General features: G+C 72.3%; 15 protein-coding genes and 1 pseudogene. 7 read left to right on the top strand and 9 right to left on the bottom strand.

What is annotated here, in order from left to right:
* Positions 1 to 14: 14 nt before the first annotated feature.
* A complete protein-coding gene (locus tag ACZ561_RS25935) occupies positions 15 to 4,649 on the bottom strand; it encodes an ATP-dependent helicase (RefSeq protein ID WP_470999298.1) in 4,635 nt (1,544 codons plus the stop codon).
* 90 nt (positions 4,650 to 4,739) lie between these two features.
* Here ACZ561_RS25935 and ACZ561_RS25930 point away from each other — a divergent pair, with 90 nt between their 5' ends.
* The 3 genes from ACZ561_RS25930 to ACZ561_RS25920 all read left to right on the top strand — a co-directional run bounded on the left by ACZ561_RS25930 (position 4,740) and on the right by ACZ561_RS25920 (position 6,807).
* Positions 4,740 to 5,570: an AraC family transcriptional regulator gene (locus ACZ561_RS25930; protein WP_470999296.1), complete on the top strand. Its 831-nt coding sequence runs from the start codon at positions 4,740 to 4,742 to the stop codon at positions 5,568 to 5,570.
* A 131-nt stretch (positions 5,571 to 5,701) separates the two neighbouring features.
* Positions 5,702 to 6,502, top strand: a complete 801-nt coding sequence (locus tag ACZ561_RS25925; protein ID WP_470999294.1) for an AzlC family ABC transporter permease — start codon at positions 5,702 to 5,704, stop codon at positions 6,500 to 6,502.
* Entirely contained in the window at positions 6,499 to 6,807 is a 309-nt protein-coding gene (locus ACZ561_RS25920; protein ID WP_470999292.1) for an AzlD domain-containing protein, read from the top strand. Before ACZ561_RS25925 ends, ACZ561_RS25920 begins: the two co-directional genes overlap by 4 nt.
* A gap of 62 nt (positions 6,808 to 6,869) precedes the next feature.
* Here the strand turns inward: ACZ561_RS25920 and ACZ561_RS25915 are convergent, their stop codons facing one another.
* The gene (locus ACZ561_RS25915) at positions 6,870 to 7,799 is read right to left on the bottom strand and encodes a hypothetical protein (protein ID WP_470999290.1); all 930 of its coding nucleotides are present in this window, start codon (positions 7,797 to 7,799) and stop codon (positions 6,870 to 6,872) included.
* Positions 7,800 to 7,878: 79 nt separating this feature from the next.
* On the opposite strand from ACZ561_RS25915, the gene ACZ561_RS25910 reads away from it, so the two are divergent.
* Together ACZ561_RS25910 and ACZ561_RS25905 are read left to right on the top strand one after the other, a co-directional pair.
* On the top strand, positions 7,879 to 8,073 hold the full coding sequence (locus tag ACZ561_RS25910) for a DUF3046 domain-containing protein (RefSeq protein ID WP_329115157.1): 195 nt from the start codon (positions 7,879 to 7,881) through the stop codon (positions 8,071 to 8,073).
* Between the two features lie 382 nt (positions 8,074 to 8,455).
* On the top strand, positions 8,456 to 9,616 hold the full coding sequence (locus tag ACZ561_RS25905) for an AI-2E family transporter (RefSeq protein ID WP_470999341.1): 1,161 nt from the start codon (positions 8,456 to 8,458) through the stop codon (positions 9,614 to 9,616).
* A gap of 142 nt (positions 9,617 to 9,758) precedes the next feature.
* Here the strand turns inward: ACZ561_RS25905 and ACZ561_RS25900 are convergent, their stop codons facing one another.
* The 5 genes from ACZ561_RS25900 to ACZ561_RS25880 form a co-directional block, all read right to left on the bottom strand.
* Complete coding sequence (locus ACZ561_RS25900) at positions 9,759 to 11,936, bottom strand: MMPL family transporter (protein WP_470999288.1); 2,178 nt, start codon at positions 11,934 to 11,936, stop codon at positions 9,759 to 9,761.
* Between the two features lie 30 nt (positions 11,937 to 11,966).
* Positions 11,967 to 12,746, bottom strand: a complete 780-nt coding sequence (locus ACZ561_RS25895) for a cytochrome d ubiquinol oxidase subunit II (protein ID WP_470999286.1) — start codon at positions 12,744 to 12,746, stop codon at positions 11,967 to 11,969.
* Positions 12,747 to 12,755: 9 nt separating this feature from the next.
* Positions 12,756 to 14,045, bottom strand: coding sequence for a cytochrome ubiquinol oxidase subunit I (locus ACZ561_RS25890; protein WP_470999284.1), 1,290 nt, complete (start codon positions 14,043 to 14,045; stop codon positions 12,756 to 12,758).
* A gap of 168 nt (positions 14,046 to 14,213) precedes the next feature.
* Positions 14,214 to 14,879, bottom strand: a complete 666-nt coding sequence (locus tag ACZ561_RS25885) for a response regulator (protein WP_470999282.1) — start codon at positions 14,877 to 14,879, stop codon at positions 14,214 to 14,216.
* The gene (locus ACZ561_RS25880) at positions 14,876 to 16,102 is read right to left on the bottom strand and encodes a sensor histidine kinase (RefSeq protein WP_470999280.1); all 1,227 of its coding nucleotides are present in this window, start codon (positions 16,100 to 16,102) and stop codon (positions 14,876 to 14,878) included. The genes ACZ561_RS25885 and ACZ561_RS25880 overlap by 4 nt, the downstream gene beginning before the upstream one ends.
* A 200-nt stretch (positions 16,103 to 16,302) precedes the next feature.
* On the opposite strand from ACZ561_RS25880, the gene recA reads away from it, so the two are divergent.
* Both recA and recX read left to right on the top strand, forming a co-directional pair.
* Positions 16,303 to 17,442, top strand: a complete 1,140-nt coding sequence (recA, locus tag ACZ561_RS25875; RefSeq protein WP_376439233.1) for a recombinase RecA — start codon at positions 16,303 to 16,305, stop codon at positions 17,440 to 17,442.
* Positions 17,342 to 18,013, top strand: a pseudogene (gene recX, locus ACZ561_RS25870) (recombination regulator RecX); the annotation flags it as partial. The gene recA and the pseudogene recX, both read left to right, overlap by 101 nt.
* Before the next feature lie 257 nt (positions 18,014 to 18,270).
* Here the strand turns inward: recX and ACZ561_RS25865 are convergent.
* Both ACZ561_RS25865 and ACZ561_RS25860 read right to left on the bottom strand, forming a co-directional pair.
* Positions 18,271 to 18,690, bottom strand: a complete 420-nt coding sequence (locus ACZ561_RS25865) for a rhodanese-like domain-containing protein (protein WP_376439175.1) — start codon at positions 18,688 to 18,690, stop codon at positions 18,271 to 18,273.
* A complete protein-coding gene (locus ACZ561_RS25860; protein WP_470999278.1) occupies positions 18,687 to 19,235 on the bottom strand; it encodes a cupin domain-containing protein in 549 nt (182 codons plus the stop codon). The genes ACZ561_RS25865 and ACZ561_RS25860 overlap by 4 nt, the downstream gene beginning before the upstream one ends.
* Between the last annotated feature and the right edge of the window lie 41 nt (positions 19,236 to 19,276).

Below are 19,276 nucleotides of genomic sequence, written 5' to 3'. Positions count from 1 at the left end.
CCATCATCGGTCGGTCACGGGCGGAGGCGCAGCCCCCGCGGCGTGGCGTGGAAGCCGGCGGCTTCCAGCGGACGGGCGAGGGGAGAGGTGAGAGCGGCGGTTCCGTTGACGCGCTCCACCGTGACCGTGCCGAGGGATCCCGCGAGGGCGGCCGAGGCCAGGGACTCGGCCGCGGTTCTCAGCGCGGGGTCGTCAGGGTCGGTGGGCCAGGACAGCAGGGTCTTGCCGCCGCGCTCCATGTACAGCGTCAGCTCCCCGTCGACCAGGACGACCATCGAGCCGGCCTTGCGGCCCGGCTTGTGCCCGGCGCCGGTCGGCGGCTCGGGCCAGGGCAGTGCCGCCCCGTACGCGTTGGCGGGGTCGGCCGCCGCCAGGACCACCGCGCGCGGGCCGGCGCCCGCCTCCGCGCCGCGATCCCGGGCGGTCGCCGCCGCGCGCAGCCGGTCGACGGCTCCGTCCATCGCGAACTGGGCGGCGCCGAGCCCCTCCACCACATAGCCGCGGCGGGCCTGCCCGCTGTCCTCGAAGGCCGACAGGATGCGGTACATGGCGGAGAAGCCGCCCTCGACACCCTCGGCGGCCACCGCGCCACGGGTGACCACGCCGTGCCGGTCCAGAAGCGTGCGGGCGAGCGCGTGGGCGCGATGGGTCGGCTCCGGCTCCGCGGGCGGCAGCAGCGACCAGCGACCGCTGACGGTGGGCGGACCGGTCCGTGAGGCCGGTCGGGCTGCCGCGGTGAGCGTGCCGTAACGGCCACGCGGGACCGTGCGCTTGGCGCGGTGGGCCGTGGACCCCGCCGTACGGCCGGAGCCGAGGAGGGAGCGCAGCGGCGCGAGGGTGTCGTTGGTGAGCCGTCCCGACCAGGCCAGATCCCAGACCGCGTCCGCCAGTTGGGGATCGGTGACGTCCGGGTGGGTGGTGGCCCGTACCTGGTCGGCGATCTGACGGAAGAACAGACCGTACCCGCCGGACAGGGTGGTCAGCACCGACTCGTGGAGCGCGGTGGTCTCGAGCGGGTGCGCGGGCGGCAGCAGCAGGGGCGCCGCGTCGGCGAGGTAGAGGGAGACCCAGCCGTCCTTGCCGGGCAGCGCGCCCGCACCGGCCCAGACGACCTCGCCGGTCGTGGTCAGCTCGTCGAGCAGCGCGGGGGAGTAGTCCCTGACCCGGGACGGCAGGATCAGCTTCTCCAGGGCCGAGGCCGGCACGGGCGCGCCCTGCAACTGCTCCACGGCGCGGGCCAGCCCGTCGATCCCGCGCAGGCCGTTGCTCCCCAGGTGCTGCCACTGCGGCAGGAAGGTGGCGAGCGCCGCGGGGGACACGGGCTCCAGTTCATGACGGAGTGCGGCGAGCGAGCGGCGGCGCAGGCGTCGCAGTACGGCCGCGTCGCACCACTCCTGGCCGATGCCGGAGGGATGGAACTCGCCCTGGACGACCCGCCCGGCGGCGGCCAGACGCTGGAGGGCGCCGTCGGTCACGGCCGCGCCGAGGCCGAAGCGGGCAGCAGCCGCGGAGGAGGTGAACGGGCCGTGGGTGCGCGCGTGGCGGGCCAGAAGGTCGCCGAGCGGGTCCTTGACCGGCTCCGTGAACGCCTCGGGGACGCCGACGGGGAGGGCGGTGCCCAGGGCGTCCCGCAGTCGGCCGGCGTCCTCGATCGCCGCCCAGTGGTCGGCTCCGCCGATGCGGACCCGGATGGCCCGCCGGGCCGCTCCCAGCTCCTGTGCCCAGGCGGGCTCGCCCCCGCGCTCGGTCAACTCGGCCTCGGTGAGCGGGCCGAGGACCCGCAGCGCGTCGGCGACACCCTCCACGTCCTTGATGCGGCGGTCCTCGGCGAGCCACTGGAGCTCCCGCTCCAGCTCGGTGAGCACGTCCGCGTCGAGCAGCTCCCGCAGCTCCGCCTGGCCGAGCAGCTCGGCGAGAAGGCGGGAGTCCAGCGACAGGGCGGCGGCCCGCCGCTCGGCGAGCGGGGAGTCGCCCTCGTACAGGAACTGGGCGACATAGCCGAAGAGCAGGGAGCGGGCGAAGGGCGACGGCTCGGGGGTGGTCACCTCGACCAGGCGGACGCGCCGGGACTCGATGTCGCCCATCAGCTCCTGGAGCCCGGGGACGTCGAAGACGTCCTGGAGGCACTCGCGGACGGCCTCCAGAACGATCGGGAAGGAACCGAACTCGCTCGCCACCTGCAGCAGTTGGGCGGCGCGCTGGCGCTGCTGCCAGAGCGGAGTGCGCTTCCCGGGATTGCGCTTGGGCAGCAGCAGGGCCCGCGCGGCGCACTCGCGGAAGCGGGAGGCGAACAGGGCGGAGCCGCCGACCTGGTCGGTGACGATCTGCCCGATCTCCCCCTTGTCGAAGAGCGCGTCCGCCGCACCGATCGGGGCCTGATCGGAGTCGTACGTGGTGTCGAGGTGCCGGTCCGGGCTCACAGGGTCGTCGAGGAGGTCGAGGCCCATCAGGTCGGCGTCCGGCAGGCGCAGCACGATCCCGTCGTCCGCATGCATGACCTGGGCGTCCATGCCGTACCGCTCGGCGAGACGGGCCCCGAGGGCCAGCGCCCACGGGGCGTGCACCTGGGCCCCGAAGGGGGAGTGGATGACGACCCGCCAGTCGCCGAGCTCGTCCCGGAACCGCTCGACCAGGATCGTGCGGTCGTCCGGCACATGTCCGCAGGCCTGGCGCTGCTCGTCCAGATACGCCAGCACATTGTCGGCGGCCCAGGCGTCCAGGCCCGCGGCGACCAGCCGCAGCCGGGCGTCCTCGGTCTCCAGCGAACCGACCTCGCGCAGGAAGGCGCCCACCGCACGGCCCAGTTCGAGCGGGCGACCCAACTGGTCGCCCTTCCAGAACGGCAGCCGGCCCGGCACCCCGGGGGCGGGCGAGACCAGGACCCGGTCCCGCGTGATGTCCTCGATCCGCCAGGAGGTCGTGCCCAGCGTGAAGACATCGCCGACCCTGGACTCGTACACCATCTCCTCGTCCAGCTCACCGACCCGTCCACCGCCCTTCTTGGGGTCGGCGCCCGCGAGGAAGACCCCGAAGAGGCCCCGGTCGGGGATCGTGCCGCCCGAGGTGACGGCGAGCCGCTGCGCACCCGGGCGGCCGGTGACCGTGCCGGCGACCCGGTCCCAGACCACGCGCGGGCGCAGCTCGGCGAACGCGTCCGAGGGATAGCGGCCTGCCAGCATGTCCAGGACGGCCGTGAACGCGGACTCGGGCAGTGAGGCGAACGGCGCGGCCCGCCGGACCGTCGCCATCAGGTCGTCCACCTGCCAGGTGTCCAGGGCGACCATCGCGACCAGCTGCTGCGCGAGCACGTCCAGCGGGTTCGCCGGGATGCGCATCGACTCGATCGAGCCGCTGCGCATCCGCTCGGTGACCACGGCCGCCTGGACCAGGTCGCCGCGGTACTTGGGGAACACCACGCCCGTGGAGACGGCCCCGACCTGGTGTCCTGCGCGGCCGACGCGCTGGAGTCCGGAGGCGACCGAGGGAGGCGACTCGACCTGTACGACCAGGTCCACCGCGCCCATGTCGATGCCCAGCTCCAGGCTGGAGGTGGCCACCACGGCGGGCAGCCTGCCCGCCTTGAGGTCCTCCTCCACCTGGGCGCGCTGCTCCTTGGAGACCGACCCGTGGTGGGCGCGGGCGAGCAGGGCGGGCGCGCCCTGGGCGGCACCGGACTGGGCCATGATCTCGGCGGGCGGCGGACCGTCCGGAAGGGCCTCGCCGGTGGCACGTTCGTAGGCGATCTCGTTCAGACGGTTGCAGAGCCGCTCCGCGAGCCGGCGGGAGTTGGCGAAGACGATGGTGGAGCGATGGGCCTGGACGAGGTCGGCGATCCGCTCCTCGACATGCGGCCAGATCGACGGCTTGTCGCCGCCGTCCGTGCCCTCGGAGGCCGGGGAGCCTCCCAGCTCGCCCATGTCCTCGACCGGGACGACCACGGAGAGGTCGAACTCCTTGCCGGACGGCGGCTGGACGATCTCCACCTTGCGCTGCGGGGAGAGATAGCGGGCCACCTCGTCGACGGGGCGGACCGTCGCCGACAGACCGATCCGGCGGGCCGGGCGGGGCAGCAGCTCGTCGAGACGCTCCAGGGACAGCGCGAGATGGGCGCCGCGCTTGGTCCCGGCGACCGCGTGGACCTCGTCCAGGATCACCGTCTCGATCCCGGCCAGTGCCTCTCGGGTGGCGGAGGTCAGCATCAGGAACAGCGACTCGGGCGTCGTGATCAGGATGTCCGGTGGCTTCGTGGCCAGCGCCCGGCGCTTGGCGGGCGGGGTGTCGCCGGAACGGATACCGACCCGTACGTCCGGCTCGGGCAGCCCTAGCCGGACCGACTCCTGGCGGATACCGGTCAGCGGGGAGCGCAGATTGCGCTCGACGTCGACGGCGAGCGCCTTCAGCGGGGAGACGTACAGCACCCGGCAGCGCTTCTTGGGGTCCGCGGGCGGCGGGGTGGAGGCGAGCTGGTCCAGGGAAGCGAGGAAGGCGGCCAGGGTCTTGCCGGAACCGGTCGGGGCGACCACCAGGACGTCCGAACCCGCGCCGATGGCCTGCCAGGCACCCTCCTGCGCCGACGTGGGCGCGCGGAAGGCCCCGGTGAACCAGCCGCGGGTCGCGGGGGAGAACGAGTCGAGCGCAGACCTGACCATGCCACCCATCGTGCACCCCGTCACTGACAACCGCCCGGACCTGGGGAAACCCGCTCGATGCCGAAGCGGTCGGTGGCGCAGAATGGAGGCATGTCGAGTGGGGAGCGGGCACGGTACTGGCAGTACTCCGAGCTGCCCGGCGTCGACCTGCTGCATGCCCACTACGTCCGCAAGGCCTTCGCCCGGCACACCCACGAGACCTTCGTCTTCGCCGCCATCACGGAGGGTGTCGAGGCGTTCCACTACCGCGACGACCTCGTGCACGCCGGACCCGGGCAGATCGCCCTGGTCAACCCGGACACCCCGCACACCGGGCACGCGGGCGTCCCGGAGGGCTGGACCTATCGGACGATCTACCCGGACGCGGAGGTGATCCGGTCGATCGCGGCCGACACCATCGCGCTGCGGGGGGCCGTCGGCTTCACCGAACCCGTCGTGGACGATCCGTACGCCGCGCAGCTCGTCATCGGGGTCCACCGGGCCGCCGAGGAGGGCAACGCGCTGGCCGCCGACAGCCTGCTGAGGCTGGTCACGGCGAGGATGCTGCGCAGCCACGGGGGCCGCCTGGCGTCGCCGCTGCCCCCGCGCTCGGCCGGCGCGAGCAACGCGGTACGCGCGCGTGCCGTCCTGGAGGAGCGGATGGCCGACCCGCCGACCCTGGAGCGTCTCGCCGCCGAGCTCGGCACCAGTCCCTTCGCCCTGCTGCGGGCCTTCCGTGAGACGTACGGGATGCCGCCGCACACCTGGCTGACGGACGCGCGCGTGCGGCGGGCGCGGCGGCTGCTGGACGCGGGTACGGCGCCGGCGGAAGCGGCCGTCGCCGTCGGCTTCACCGACCAGCCGCACCTCAACCGGCACTTCACGCGAAGCGTCGGCGTCCCGCCGGGGGCGTACCAGCGTGCGCGGGGCACCAGAACGTAGAACCCGCGCCGGGGCGCGAGAACGTGGCGGCGTGCAAGAACGCAGTGGCATGCGAGGCGGCGGCGGGCAGAACGCGGCGGGCGCAAGAACGTACAAGACGGCCGGTGGCCGGGGCTCGTAACGTCCCTCACGTGGCAGAACAGACAGCAACCCCAGTCGTACGGGAGAGCACGAAGGCGGACTCGGCGGTCGTACGCGACGCGCTCGGGGTCGGCATCGCCGTCGGTCTCTCCGGCTTCGCCTTCGGAGTGACGTCCGCGGGATCCGGACTCAGCCTGCTCCAGACCTGTGTCCTCAGCCTGCTCGTCTTCACGGGCGCCTCGCAGTTCGCCCTGGTCGGGGCGCTCGCGGCGGGCGGGAACCCGTTCACGGCCGCCGCGGGCGCGTTCTTCCTGGGCACGCGCAACGCGTTCTACGGGCTGCGGCTGTCGCAGCTTCTCGCCCTGCCGCGTGCCGCCAAGCCCTTCGCCGCCCAGTGGGTGATCGACGAGACGACGGCGGTGGCGCTCGCGCAGCCGACGCGACGGGCCGCGCGGATGGGGTTCACCGTCACCGGTATCACGCTCTACGCGCTGTGGAACCTGACGACCCTGCTGGGCGCCCTCGGGGCGGAGGCCATCGGCGACACCGACGCCTGGGGTCTGGACGCGGCCGGACCGGCCGTCTTCCTGGCGTTGCTCGCTCCCATGCTGAAGACGGCGACGGAGCGGTACACCGCGGGGATCGCCGTCGTCCTGGGCCTCGGGCTGCTGCCCGTCCTCCCGGCGGGCGTCCCGGTCCTGGCGGCGGCGCTCGCCGCGCCGGCCGTGCTGTGGCTGCGGGGCCGGCACATGGGAGGCCGGACCGATGGCATCGATGAGACCGGTGACATCGACGAGACCTGTGGCACCGGTGAGACGACCGACGAGACCTGTGAGGAGAACACCCGATGAGCGTCTGGATCGCGATCGGCCTCACGGCCGTCGGCTGCTACCTCGTCAAGCTGGTCGGGCTCCTCGTGCCCGCCGGCGCGCTGGAACGCCCGCTCGTCCAACGCCTTGCCGCCCTGCTGCCGGTCGCTCTGCTCGCGGCGCTCACCGCCCAGCAGACCTTCAGCAGCGACGGCGCTCTCACCCTGGACGCTCGCGCCGCAGGTGTCACCGCGGCAGCCGTCGCCCTGGTCCTGCGGGCACCCTTCCTGGTCGTCGTCGCCGCGGCGGTGCTGGTCACGGCGGGAGCGAGGGCCCTGGGCGGCTGACGGTCGCCCGCGGGCCGTTCACCCGGTCCGCGTGGCGGGCGTGAGCCCCGTGCCCGATGCCGTCAGTCGATCGGTCGCCCGTGGGCGCGCAGGGTGCGCAACGCCTCGATGGTGACCGTCGGACGCGCCTCCAGCGCCGTTCCCGGGGCCCACCGGCGCCAGGTGACCGGCCAGCCGCCGTCCTCCTGCTGGTCGGCGGCGAGGTGGTCCAGCGACCGTGCCATCTCCTCGTCCGTGAACCAGCGGCGGGCCAAGGAGTCCGGCACGCGCGCGTAGTCGTACGGAAAGTGGTGCTCACCCGGCGCGTACCCCGGTGCCACGGGGAAGTCGTCGAGACGCTCGGGGTCCAGGACCGCCAGCCGCTGCTCCCGCACCAGCCGCCCGAGCCGGTCGGCCACCGCCTGTGCCCGCGAACGGTCCGGAACCCCGTCGAGGAAGGCGACCGCCGCCTGGATCTCGTACGGATGGGACTTCTCCAGGGACTCGACCGCCGACCAGCAGAACTCGGTGGCGCGGAACAGCCAGGCGTGCCACACCTGGTTCCGGTGGAGCAGTCCGACCACGGGGCCTGTGGACAGCAGGGCGCCGGGCGGATCGTCGACGATCGGGACGAACGGCGCGGCGGGGTAGCCGCGCAGTGACGGATGGATCGCCGGCAGTGCACCCTCGTGCGTGGAGACATCGGTGAGGTAGCGGCAGATCCGCTCGACCCGCAGCCCGCCGCAGCGGCCGATCGAGTCGAGGATCCGCAGCGCGTGCCCGGTGTGCAGCGGCTGGCTCACGGGGCCGCGCAGGTCCGGTTCGAGCGCGTGCCCGTAGCCTCCGTCCTCGTTGAGGTACGCGTTGAGGGCGACCTCGACGGGTTCCGCGCCGCCGCGCAGGAAGTGATAGGCGAACCGGCGTTGTTCGAGCACGCGGGCCGTCAGCCAGATGAAGTGCTCGGCCCGCGCGAGGAGCGTCGGGTGCGGAGCCGCGAGAGGAGTTCCAGGCATGGTCCGACCGTAGGCCGCGCAGGACGTGTGACAAGGCTTACGGACCGGGCTGCACTCTTGGGAGCGGGATACTGGGTTCATGCGGTTGACGATTTTCTGGGAGCGGATGGCGGACCACTTCGGTGCGTCGTACGCCGAGTCCTTCGCCAGGGACCATGTGATGTCGGAACTGGGCGGCCGTACGGTGCGCGAGGCATTGGACGCCGGCTGGGAGGCGAAGGACGTGTGGCGGGCGGTCTGCTCGGCAGTCGACGTACCGGCCGACAAGCGCTGAGCCCCGGCCGGGGCGGAATGTCCGCGCCGTACGCGAGACTGGCGGGGTGGCTGCGACTGACGACACCGACGAGAACGACAAGACGACTCCCGACGGGACCTTCGACGCGACCCTCGGCGGAACCTCCGACCAGACCGTGACCGCGAGCGCCCCGGAGACGGGGCCGACGATGCGCACGGCCGTGCGCGGCGCCCCGATGAGAGCCCCTGGGGGTGAGCCCGCGGCCGCGCCGGGGCCGTCCGTGCCGGCCCCGTCCACCGGCTCGCCCTCCGTACCGGCGTCTCCCGCGCCGGCCCCTTCGGCGCCCGGCTCGGCCGCCGCCGGAGCCGGCGGGGCCGGGCCCATCGGCTCCGGCCCCGCCTCGGCCGGATCCGCGGCGCGGATGCCCCGCTGGCTGCCGCGCGCGCTGCTGCTGGCCCTCGCGCTCTACGCCTGCTTCCAGCTCGGCAGCTGGGCCTTCCACCAGCTCATCGGGCTCCTCATCAACATCCTCGTCGCGTTCTTCCTCGCCCTCGCCATCGAACCGGCCGTCGGGCGCATGGCCGCCCGGGGGATGCGCCGCGGCCTCGCCACGTTCCTCGTCTTCTTCACCGTCATGGTCGTCGGCATCGGCTTCGTGGTGCTGCTCGGGTCGATGCTGGCCGGCCAGATCGTCGACATGGTCGAGAACTTCCCGAAGTACCTCGACTCGCTGATCAACTGGATGAACCAGACCTTCCACACCGAGCTCTCCCGTGTCGAGGTGCAGGACAGCGTGCTCCGCTCCGACTGGCTGCGGAAGTACGTGCAGAACAGCGCGACCGGCGTCCTCGACGTCTCGGCGACCGTCCTCGGCGGTCTCTTCAAGCTGCTGACGATCTTCCTGTTCTCGTTCTACTTCGCGGCCGACGGTCCCCGGCTGCGCCGCGCCCTGTGCTCGGTCCTGCCGCCGGCCCGCCAGACCGAGGTGCTGCGGGCCTGGGAGATCGCCGTCGACAAGACCGGCGGCTACCTCTACTCCCGCGGACTGATGGCGCTGATCTCCGGAGTCGCGCACTACGTCCTGCTGGAGATCCTCGGGGTGCCGTACGCGCCCGCGCTGGCGGTCTGGGTCGGCCTGGTCTCGCAGTTCATCCCCACCATCGGCACGTATCTGGCGGGCGCGCTGCCCATGCTGATCGCGTTCACCGAGGACCCCTGGTACGCGCTGTGGGTGCTGGTCTTCGTCGTGGTCTACCAGCAGTGCGAGAACTACGTCCTCCAGCCGAAGCTGACGTCCAAGACCGTGGACATCCACCCGGCGGTGGCCTTCGGCTCGGTGATCGCCGGTACGGCGCTGCTCGGTGCCGTCGGCGCGTTGATCGCCATCCCGGCCGTCGCCACGCTGCAGGCGTTCCTCGGTGCCTATGTGAAGCGGTACGACGTCACCGACGATCCGCGTGTCCACGGCCACCGGCGCTACGGGGAGGCGGTCGTCGCCCGGCTGCAGAAGGCGCTGCACCAGCGGAAGGACCACGGGCCGGCGCCGTCCCCGGAGGAAGCGTCCTCCCGGGACGGCGCCTGAGTCGCGCCCCGCGCGCGCCCGGCCCGCTTGCCGGACCGCGCCTGACCCGCGCCTGACCCGCCCCTGACCCGCGCCAAGCCCGATGGCCGGCCCGCCGGCCAGGGTTGGGTGACCGCCGGCCGGGTGACCGCCGGCCCGGGCGTCAGTCGCGCTCCAGCCGTACCGTCGGCAGGACCCGCCGCAGCGGGGCCGGGAGCCACCACGCGCGACGGCCGAGCAGCTGCATCACCGCCGGCACGATGAGACACCGGATGACCACCGCGTCCAGCAGGATCGCCACGGCCAGCCCGAGACCGAACTGCTGGAGCATCCGGTCGGGGCTCAGGACGAAGGCCGCGAACACCACGATCATGATCGCCGCGGCGGCCGTGATGACCTTGCCGGTCGCGGCGAGACCCTCGCGGACCGCGTGCTGCGGGTCCTTGGTGCGCTCCCACTCCTCGTGGATCCGGGAGAGCAGGAAGACCTCGTAGTCCATCGACAGACCGAAGACGATGGCGAAGATCATGACGGGGATGAACGCCTCGATCGGCCCGGGCTGCACCCCGAACCAGCCGTGCTGGAAGACCAGCGTGATGACCCCGAGCGCAGCCCCGATGCTGATCAGGTTGAGCAGCGCGGCCTTCACCGGGATGAGCACGGACCGGAAGACGAGGAGCAGCAGGAGCGCGGAGAGACCCACGACGATCGCGACGAACAGCGGCATCCGGTCGGCGACGGTGGACGCGAAGTCCTCGGTCGCCGCCGTCGGCCCACCCACCAGCAGATCGGCGCCGGTCTCCCGCTCCAGCGGCGGCAGGACGTCCGACCGCAGCCGCTCGACGAGCTCCGAGGTCGCCTCCGCCTGCGGGGCCGAGTCGGGGAAGGCGATGACGGTCGAGACGGAGGCGTCCTTCGTCGGGATGGGCGCCGTGGCGGCCGCGATGCCGTCGGTGTTCTCCAGGGCCTGGCGCAGGGCGACCGCCGTGCGCTCGCCGCCGCCGTCCGCGACCACGATCAGCGGCCCGTTGAACCCGGGCCCGAACCCCTCGGCCAGCAGGTCGTACGCCTGCCTGCTCGACTTCGCCGGGGCGTCGTTGCCCGCGTCGGCGAAGCCCAGCCGCATGTCGAGCGCGGGCGTCGCGAGCGCCCCGAGCACCGCGACGGAGACGAGCAGCGCCGCCCACGGCCGCTTCTGCACCGCCGTCGCCCAGCCGCGCCACCGGGCGCCCTCCGGGCGTGTCGACTTCGCGGCCCGCTTGGCCACCTGGCGCCGGATCCGCCGGCCGAAGATCCCGAGGAGCGCCGGGAGCAGGGTGAGCGAGGCGGCCATCGTGACCAGGACGGTCAGGGCGACGGCGAGGGCGACGCCCTGCAGCGAGCCGAGTCCGAGCGCGACGAGACCCATCAGCGCGATGATCACCGTGCAACCCGCGAAGAACACCGTGCGTCCCGCCGCGTCGAGCGCGGTCCGGGCGGCTCGCTCGGGCTCGGCGCCGTGCAGAAGCTCGCCGCGGTAGCGGGAGAAGATCAGCAGCGCGTAGTCGATGCCGACGCCGAGACCGACCAGCATCATGATCGGCGGGGTGAAGTCCGCGACGTCGGCGAGGTGCGAGGCGAGCGCGATCAGCCCGATGGAGCTGCCGACGGCGAAGATCGCGGTGACCACCGGCAGGCTGGCCGCGACCAGCGAGCCGAACAGGAAGACCAGGATGACCAGCGCGCCGAGCATGCCCGCGCCCTCGGCCGCGCCGCCTCCGCCCTCCTCGGCGCCGCGTGCCGCGTCGCCGCCGACAGCGGTGGTCAGCCCGTCGCCCTGCGCCGCGCGCACGGTCTCGATGATCTTCAGTACCTCGGTGCGGTCCGTGTTCTCCGCCTCCCCGTCGAGGGTGACGGTGGCGTAGGCGACCGTTCCGTCCCGGGAGACGGCCGCGCCGTCCTCGTACGGACTGCGGACGTCGGTCACCCCGGGAAGCCCCTCGACCTTGTCGAGCAGCCCCTCCACGCGCGCGTGGACCGTCTTCTCGCGGATGCCGTCCTCGTCCTTGACGACGATCTGCAGTGTCGCGTCCGTGGCCTGCGCGGAGCCGTGCCGTTCCAGGACGGTCCGTGCCGCCTGGGAATCGGTGCCGGGCAGCGAGAAGTCGTTGTGGTACGCGCTGCCGGCGATCGTCGAGGCACCGGTCGCGGCGGCCACGACCACGACCCACAGCAGCACGGCGGACCAGCGGTGGCGGTACGAGAAGGCGGCCAGGCGCTCGAAGACGCTGCCCCGCCGGGGCGTCGGGGTCGGTGGGTTCGCCGGGTCGGCCGTGGGATCGGTGTCCCGCGTGACGGTCATGGTCGTTTCTCCTTCTGGGAGTTGGAGGAGCTAGAGGTACGAGGGGCGGGTCACCCGGTGCCGGAAGGTCCACCAGGTCCACACCTGGGCGGCGACGAGGAACGGGGTGACGACGAGCAGCGCGGGAACGAGGAGGGTGAGGGTCGTGCCGTCCGCGGCCCGATCGGTGAGCGGGAGCGCGCTTCCGGCCAGCAGCGGCAGCACGCCCAGGAGGGCGGCCGTGAGGGCGAAGGACTGCCAGGGACGGCCGGTCCGGCCCACGAGCAGTCGGGCGCGTTCGTACGGGAGGCCGGTCAGCCGGAGCATGGCGAAGCCCAGTCCGTGTGCGGCGAACAGGGCGGCCGTGGCGAGGGCGACGAGGATCGCGGCGGGGCCGGTGGCGGTCTCGTCCGGCGTGCCGGTGAGGAGCGCCGCCAGCAGCCAGCCCCAGGTCAGCGCGAGCGTCCAACTGCCGCACACCACCGCACCGTCGCACACCGCGCGCCAGACGCGACCGCGGCCACGGCCGCGCGACCACAGCCCGATGTCACGGACGATCCAGCCGGCCAGCAGGGGGACGAGCACCGCGAACTGGCCGGTCAGCAGCTCCCCCTCGAGATCGGGGAAGCAGCCGACGAGCACACCGGCCGTGGCGATCAGCCACACCTCGTTGCCCAGGAAGAACGGTGCGAAGGAGGCGATGACGAGCCGCCGTTCGTGGTCGGTGCGGCCGAGGTACGGGGTCAGCATCCCGGTCCCGATGTCCGCGCCTGCGAGCACGAAGTAGCCGGTGGCGAAGAAGGCGAGCAGGGCGATGGCTAGGGATTCCACGTCGGCTCCTCAGTAGCTCGTGGCGGGCAGGGAGTCGGTGGCGTCCTCGTCCTCGGGCCCGCCCCGGTCGTCGTGGCCGAGACCCTCGTCGACGGGGCCCCGGCGGGCCCATCGGGCGAGGAGCCAGGCATTGAGGACGACGAGCAGCGCGAAGAGGGTGGTGAAGACGATCAGGGAGGCGCGCATGGTGCCGGGGGAGAGGTCGGAGACCGCGTCCTCGGTCTTCAGCAGCCCGTACACGACCCAGGGCTGGCGGCCTGCCTCACGGAAGACCCAGCCGCTGATCATCGCGACATAGGGCAGCGGCACCGCGATCATCAGGGTCAGATGCCAGAGCCGGAAGCGGAAGACGACCTTCTTGAAGCAGGCCAGGATCACGCCGGCGAGGGTGAAGTACATCATCAGGCCGAAGCAGATGAGCATGACCAGACCGCCGCCACGGGTCCATGCCTCGGAGGGGATGTAGTCGCCGGGCCCGAAGCGGGCGACCATGTCCGCCTGGATCCGCGCGATGTCGGCGGCATTCTGGCTGAACACGGCCGATTTCATGGGCTGGAGGGTGCGCAGTGAGCCCAACTGGATGCCACCGAAGGCGGCGGTGACCATGAGGGCGGGGAAGGAGAGGAACACCCCGATCCGCAGGCTCCGGCCGAAGAACTCCCACTCGGGCGTGCGCCGGAAGAGGTGGTACGCGCTCACGCCCGCGACGAAGAAGCCGGCCGTCAGCAGCGCCCCGGCGAATATGTGGCCGAAGGCCAGCAGGGCCGAGGGGTTGGTCAGCACCGCCACCGGATCGTCCAGGACCAGCTTGCCGCCCTCGGTCCGGTGCCCGACCGGGTTGTTGAGGAAGCCGTTGGAGACGAGGATCCAGTACGCGGAGAGGTACGCGGTCAGCGTGACGACCCAGATCATCGCCAGATGCACCCATCGGTTGAAGCGGTGCCAGCCGAAGATCCACAGACCCAGAAAGGTCGACTCGACGAAGAACGCGACGATCGTCTCGACCGCGAGCGAGGCGCCGAACACATTGCCCGCGTAGTGGGTGAGCCCGCTCCAGCTCATGCCGAACTGGAACTCCATCACGATGCCGGTGACGATCCCGACCGCGTAATTGATGATGTAGAGCTGGCCCCAGAACCGGACCATGCGCGCGTGCAGAGGCTTCCGTCCGATCGTCGCCACGGTCTGGACGACGGCGACGACGGTCGCGAGCCCCAGGGTGAGGGCGACGAAGAGGAAGTGTCCGCCCGCCGTGAGGGCGAACTGCAACCGGGCGAGATCGAGGACGTCTGGATTCACGCAGCCAGCGTCGGCGTACGGCTACGGGGTCGGCGTCGCCCGGCGGTGGACACCGGGCGTACCCCCGCGGTTGCGCCGCCCCACGCGCGCGTACCCCAGGAGTTGCGTCCACGCGTGCGTGCCCCCTAGGGGTGGTGGATCAAGCCCGGGGGCGGCAGGACTTCTGTGTCACCCCAGCCAGCCGGGCGTGATCATCCCTGACTCGTACGCCAGGATCACCAGCTGCGCCCGGTCCCGGACGTCGAGCTTGGTCATGATCCGGCTGACATGCGTCTTCGCCGTCGCCGGGGACAGGACGAGCCGCTGCGCGATCTCGTCGTTGGAGAGCCCCGCGCCCACCAGGCCCATCACCTCGCGCTCGCGCTCGGTGAGCGCGTTCAAGCGAGGGCTGGGATCGGGCTGCTTCGAGCGGCCGGCGAACTCGGCGATCAGCCGACGGGTCACGGCCGGGGCGATCAGCGCGTCGCCGCGAGCCACCACCCGTACCCCGTGCAGCAGTTCCATGGGCTCGGTGTCCTTCACGAGGAAGCCGCTCGCTCCGGCACGCAGCGCTCCGTAGACGTAGTCGTCGACGTCGAAGGTGGTCAGGATCACCACCTTGACCTCTGCGAGCCGGGCGTCGGCGGTGATCCGGCGGGTGGCCTCCAGACCGTCCAGGCCCGGCATCCGGATGTCCATCAGGACCACGTCCGGGCGCAGTTCGCGTGCGAGCGTGATCGCCCGCTCACCGTCGGCGGCCTCCCCGACCACCTCGATGTCGTCCTCGTCGGTCAGGATCGAGCGGAAGCCCGCCCGTACCAGGGTCTGGTCGTCGGCGAGTACGACGCGGATCATCGAGGGTCCCCCTTGGACGTGGTGGTCGTGGATGCCGGTGCTTCGAGTGGCAGCCGGGCGTCGACCCGGAAGCCCCCGGCGGTGCTGTGCGCGGTCAGATCGCCGCCGAAGGCCCGGGCGCGCTCGGCCATACCGCGGATGCCGCTCCCCAGCGGCTGCTCCTCCGGAGCCCCCTCGCCGTCGTCCTCGATCCGCAGGCGCAGCTCGTCCGCACGCCAGTCGAGCGCGATCGTGGCGGTACGGGCCCCGGAATGCCGGGTGACATTGGTCAGCGACTCCTGCACGATCCGGTACGCGGCGAGATCGACCGGAGGCGCCAGCGGTACGGGCGTCCCGGTCAGCTCGGTACGGACGTCGAGGCCGGTGCTCCTGGCCCGCTCGACCAGTTCGCCGAGCAGGGCGAGCCCGGAGGTCGGCGAGGTCGGCGCGGCCTCGTCGGCCTGGCGCAGCACTCCGAGCGTCGCGCGCAGCTCACGCAGCGCGTCCTTGCTGGTGGCCTTCACGGCCTCGAGCGCCTCCTCCGCCGCGGCCAGCGCGACATCGGGATCCGGCTTCTTGCCGAGCCGGTGCAGCACCGCGCCGGACTGGACGTTGATGAGCGAGATGCTGTGGCCGAGGACGTCGTGCAGCTCCCGGGCGATCCGCAGCCGTTCCTCGGTGGCGCTCTGCCGGGCCCGCGCCTCCTGCTCGCGCTCGGCCGCCAGCGCCCGCTGCTCCACCTCGCGCAGATAGGCGAGCCGGGTCCGCTGCGCTCGGCCGACGGCGACCAGGCTGATCAGCCAGCCGGCCAGCATCGCGAGCGAGGTGTCGTCGATCTGGCGGTGTCCGGGCGACTGACGGATCTCTCCGATCCCGACGGCGAACAGCGTGACGGCGGCGAGCGCGACGGCGGCGGCGAAGCGGCCCTCCGCGGCCGTGGTGTAGAGCGCGAGCGCGAAGGTGATCATCAGGGGCCCGTCCTGCGCGGACACGGGGTAGTAGGCCACGCAGGCGACGAGCGTGACGACCGCGACCGTGACGGGAGCCCGCCGCCGGAAGCACAGTGCCCCGCACCCGACCGCGATCAGCGCCCAGCCGATGGCGGTGCGGCCCGCGGGCTCGCTCGTGTACTGCGCGGACACCAGCGTCCAGACGGCGACGACGAGGGCGACGACCAGAGCCACGACAGCATCGGCGGCCCGCGGCGACATGCGGCCGCGTCGGACGCGGAAGGGGAGGGCCATGTCAGGAAGGATAGGCGGGTGCGACAGGCCTCGCGTGGTGCGCTTGACACTAAAATCGAACATGCATTCTTATGGGATTCCGGCCCTTGGAATCGCGGGGTTGTGGGCGAGTTATCCACAGGTCGGAGGGACGGCGGGGCCCGTTGTCAGTGGCAGGGGTTAGCGTCTTTCACATGAAGCGATCGACTCAAGCAAACCGGGTGGAACCCATGGCAGGTACCGACCGCGAGAAGGCCCTCGAAGCCGCCCTCGCTCAGATTGAACGGCAGTTCGGCAAGGGCGCCGTGATGCGCATGGGCGACCGCACCCAGGAGCCGATCGAGGTGATCTCCACCGGCTCGACCGCCCTCGACGTCGCCCTCGGCGTCGGCGGTCTGCCGCGCGGCCGTGTCGTTGAGATCTACGGACCGGAGTCCTCCGGTAAGACGACCCTGACCCTGCACGCCGTCGCCAACGCCCAGAAGGCCGGCGGTCAGGTGGCGTTCGTGGACGCCGAGCACGCCCTCGACCCCGAATACGCCAAGAAGCTCGGCGTCGACATCGACAACCTCATCCTGTCCCAGCCGGACAACGGTGAGCAGGCCCTCGAGATCGTCGACATGCTGGTCCGCTCCGGCGCCCTCGACCTGATCGTCATCGACTCCGTCGCCGCGCTCGTTCCGCGTGCGGAGATCGAGGGCGAGATGGGCGACTCGCACGTGGGTCTGCAGGCTCGTCTGATGAGCCAGGCCCTCCGGAAGATCACCAGCGCGCTCAACCAGTCCAAGACCACCGCGATCTTCATCAACCAGCTCCGTGAGAAGATCGGCGTCATGTTCGGCTCGCCGGAGACCACGACCGGTGGCCGCGCCCTGAAGTTCTACGCCTCGGTGCGTCTCGACATCCGCCGCATCGAGACCCTCAAGGACGGCACGGACGCGGTCGGCAACCGCACGCGCGTCAAGGTCGTCAAGAACAAGGTCGCGCCGCCGTTCAAGCAGGCCGAGTTCGACATCCTCTACGGCCAGGGCATCAGCCGTGAGGGCGGCCTGATCGACATGGGCGTGGAGCACGGCTTCGTCCGCAAGGCCGGCGCCTGGTACACGTACGAGGGCGACCAGCTCGGCCAGGGCAAGGAGAACGCCCGTAACTTCCTGAAGGACAACCCCGACCTCGCCGACGAGATCGAGAAGAAGATCAAGGAAAAGCTCGGCGTCGGGGTCAAGCCGGAGGCCGCCACGGCCGAGGCGGGCACGGACGCCGCGGGTGGCGCGGAGCCGGCGGCGACGGACGAGACGGCCAAGTCCGCCCCGGCGGCAAAGGCCACCAAGGCGACCAAGGCCCCGGCGGCCAAGAGCTGACGCTGTGACCGGTCGCACCGAATGGCCGGGCGACAGCTCCGACTCGTCGAGGGCCGAGAAAGAGCTGTCGCCCCAGGATCCGGCTGAGCGGGCGCGGGCGATCTGCCTGCGCCTGCTCACCGGGACCCCCCGCACGCGCAAGCAGCTCGCCGACGCCCTGCGCAAGCGCGAGATCCCCGACGAGGTCGCCGAGGAAGTGCTCTCGCGCTTCGAGGACGTGGGGCTCATCGACGACGCCGCCTTCGCGGACGCCTGGGTGGAGTCCCGGCACCACGGTCGCGGACTCGCCCGACGGGCCCTCGCCCGCGAGCTGCGCACGAAGGGCGTCGACCCCTCGCTGATCCAGGAGGCGGTGGGGCAGCTGGACTCCGAGCAGGAGGAGATCACCGCGCGCGAGCTCGTCGACCGCAAGCTCCGTGCCACCCGCGGCCTCGACCGCGACCGCAGGCTGCGGCGGCTCGCGGGGATGCTCGCCCGCAAGGGTTACGCGGAGGGCATGGCGCTCCGGGTCGTCCGCCAGGCCCTGGAGGAAGAGGGCGAGGACACGGAGGGGCTGGACGACCCCTTCTAGCCGACCGTGTGGGCGGTACACACCCGTGTGTGGCGGAGCGCCGGCCCGTTCGCGGCGGTACACCAGCCCGTGTGCGGCGGAGCAGCGGCCGGTTCGCGGCGGTACACCAGCCGACCCGCGCACGGCGAGGACGGCAGACGGCCCGCGCACGGCGAGGTCGGCAGCTGGCCCGCGCACGGCGAGGTCGGCAGCTGGCCCGCGCACGGCGAGGTCGGCAGCTGGCCCGCGCACGGCGGGCCACCGACCGTACGCGCGGGCTACCCCCGCGCCGCGGGCAGCAGCACCGGCAGGCCCGCAGCCTTCCACGCCTGGAAGCCGCCGATCACATCGGTCGCACGGTGCAGACCCAGCTGCCGCAGCGACGCGGCCGCCAGCGAGGACGCGTACCCCTCGTTGCAGAAAACGACCACCCGCAGGTCGTGGCTGTTCGCCTCCGCCGCGCGATGACTGCCCAGCGGGTCCAGCCGCCACTCCAGCTCGTTGCGCTCCACGATCAGCGCGCCGGGGACCAGCCCGTCCCGCTCGCGCAGCGCCGCGTACCTGGTGTCCACCAGGAGCGCGTCACCCGCCTCGTACGCCTCGTGGGCCGCACGGGGCTCGATCCGGTCCAGGCCGGACCTGACTCGCTCCAACAACTCGTCGATTCCCACCCGTTCGGCCTCGTTCCGCTCGCTCACTGCCAGTCCTCCGGGCGCTCGACCTGCTCAAGACGGAGCACCGCGCCCGAGCGGCTGAAGCGCCGGAGCAGCGGGAGCGGCGGATAGTACGCGTGCACGGACACGGCATGCGTGTCACGGGACTCGTTGAGCACCTCGTGCACATGGTGCTGCCCGAACGCGCGCCCCTTGCCCTCCGGCAACCGCCGTTCGCGGTCGACCCCGTCGGCCAGTTCCAGGGTCTTCCAGCCGCTCGACGGCAGCCGTACCGCCAGCGAGTTCTCCTTCAGGGTGCCGCGCGCGGTGGCGAACGCGCCCTGCGACTCGGCGTGGTCGTGCCAGCCGGTGCCCGTCCCGGGCGGCCAGCCGATCAGCCACGCCTCGCTGCCGCCGGGGCCGTCGAGCCGTACCCACGTACGCCCCTCCGGGTCGAGCGGGAGGGAGTCGATCAGTCCGGTGTCGGCGGCGGTACGGCGGACGAAGTCCAGAAGGTCGGCGGCAGTGGGCGCGAAGGAGCCGGATGAGACAGCGGCAGGCGCTGAAGTCGCGGAGACATGCTGGGACACGGAAGACCATCCTGAGGGTTCGCGGAAGAAGCGCGCGACAC

This window comes from Streptomyces sp. NPDC039609 (assembly GCF_055596705.1).
Note: the sequence above shows the minus strand (reverse complement) of the source record. Positions and strands in the feature narration are given on the sequence as shown.